The 2006-nt window shown below is 44.3% G+C and carries 3 protein-coding genes; 2 read left to right on the top strand and 1 reads right to left on the bottom strand.

Annotation, left to right across the window (positions count from 1 at the left end; genetic code table 11):
* Window positions 1-116: 116 nt before the first annotated feature.
* Entirely contained in the window at window positions 117-719 is a 603-nt protein-coding gene (locus tag RMO79_RS21025) for a glutathione S-transferase family protein (protein WP_396136648.1), read from the bottom strand.
* A gap of 124 nt (window positions 720-843) precedes the next feature.
* Between RMO79_RS21025 and RMO79_RS21020 the strand changes: the two genes are divergently transcribed.
* Window positions 844-1407: a helix-turn-helix domain-containing protein gene (locus tag RMO79_RS21020; protein ID WP_310485220.1), complete on the top strand. Its 564-nt coding sequence runs from the start codon at window positions 844-846 to the stop codon at window positions 1405-1407.
* A 223-nt stretch (window positions 1408-1630) separates the two neighbouring features.
* Window positions 1631-2006 (top strand): NlpC/P60 family protein (locus tag RMO79_RS21015; RefSeq protein WP_310485219.1); only part of this gene is annotated, 376 nt, incomplete at its 3' end.

Here is a 2006-nt window from a genome sequence, read left to right as displayed (position 1 = left end):
TCCTGTACGCCCAATCTGGATTGGATTGCCAATTCGCCTGCATGAAACGGCGAACTGTTAGCTGAGGCTGAATTTACCATTTTGCTTGTCCGATTAAAGATCTGCTGCTAATTCAGCTACACCCCAGCCATTGGTATATATCCTGGAAGTTGTTTGATGCGATCGATCCATGCCAATACATGAGGATAAGGATCGAGATCGATTTTCCCATCTCGCGCCAAGGCAACGTAAGGGAAAACGGCGATATCAGCAATCGTCGGACGATCGAATTCTAACCAAGTATGCGTACTTAAATGCTGGTTTAATTGAGTAAGGATAAATGCCGATTTTTGGGTTGCTCGATCGATATTGATGTTGGTTGCTGCCCCAAATAAATGGTAAAGACGCGCATTTTCTACGCCCTGGCGGACTTCTCCTGCCGTTGTCGATAACCAGCGGACTACCTGACTGAGCGGGATTGCATCTAATGGTAACCACCGATCTCCACCATACTGTCGCGCCAGATACACCAGAATTGCTTGAGCATCAGCAACTTGCGTTTCGCCATCTATCAGCAGTGGCACTTGCCCGAAGGGATTCATTGCCAGGTACTCTGGCGATTTTTGTTCGCCTTTGAGCAAATCAATTTTAATCCACTCATATTCAAGGTTTAGCAGCGACAACAGCAATTGGGCTTTGTAGCTATTGCCAGATATTTCATGACCGTAGAGTTTTATCATAGTGGCTCGTTCGTGCGCTTTGGCTAATTTTACAATATTGTACCGTTCGTTCGGTCTAAAATACTGTACCGTTCGTTCGATATAATTGTCAATACAATGCATTAGCGCGTCAGCGTAGTCTCTCATGGGTCGAATTGCTGCCAAACAAACCTACATCCCGACTTTACTCAGACTATTTCGGCAATTTGGCTACGAGGGTGTGACACTGGCAAAAATCTCTCAGGCTACTGGATTGGGCAAAGCCAGTCTCTATCATCATTTTCCTGGGGGCAAAGCTGAAATGGCAGCAGCAGCTCTAGCAGAGGTCGATTTGTGGCTAGAGACGAGTATTTTACCGATTCTGAGTAGCAAGGTAAAACCGATCGAAGCATTCGAGCTAATGTGTCAAGAAGTAAGCCTGTTTTTTAATAAGGGAGAAAATGATTGTTTGTGGGCAGTTTTGCTCTTAGAACAATCTAGCAAAAACTTATTTGATTCCCAAATTAATCGTGCATTTTCGCGGTGGATCGAAGCCATTGCCAACGTACTCATTACCGCAGGAGCTAATGAGATCGCCGCCATACAGCGCGGTGAAGATGCGGTTATCACCATTCAGGGAGCCTTAATTCTCTGTCATGGATTAAAAGATTTCACACCATTTCAGCGCGTAATTAAGCGACTACCACAACAACTTTGTCAAGATATTTGAATCGTAAAAAAACGTGAATTCGAGTTAATGATATTTGCTTCGTTCAAGACACAATCGTGGCTAGTGATGCAAAGTCCGCCTAAAAATATTAATATTCTAATTTTCCGATCGATATATATATTCAAGTATATACTGAAAATTAGAGCGAGATTGGAAAGGATAAAACGATCGAATCGCAGCAAAAACCGGGCACGTTGAGAATATTATCTCACCCCAAGCCAGGATGAAATCGATCGCCATCAGCCGCCGCCAGATTTATTTATTATGGTGTCTGGCGTTGTTTCTATTAATAGTACTAACAATTCAGCCGATTAGTTATAGTGTAATGCGACTGACGATCGCGCTCCTAATTGCGGCGATCTGGTTGGGGGTTATATATTTATGGTGGCGACGAGTCGCGATGAGAATTGGTGCGATCGCCAGTGCGATAATTATCGCAGTTTTTCTATTATTACCGGGTCGTCCGATCGATGTTGAGGCATTGCGATCGGCATATATCGCATCGTTGCAGACTTATACTGGTACAGCTTATGTCTGGGGTGGCGAAAATCGGTTGGGCATCGATTGTTCTGGATTGGTGCGTCAGGGCTTAATTGAGG

The organism is Chamaesiphon sp. VAR_48_metabat_403, assembly GCF_031422475.1.
In the GTDB taxonomy this organism is placed as follows: Bacteria; Cyanobacteriota; Cyanobacteriia; order Cyanobacteriales; family Chamaesiphonaceae; genus Chamaesiphon.
This window is presented reverse-complemented; position numbering and strand designations above follow the sequence as displayed.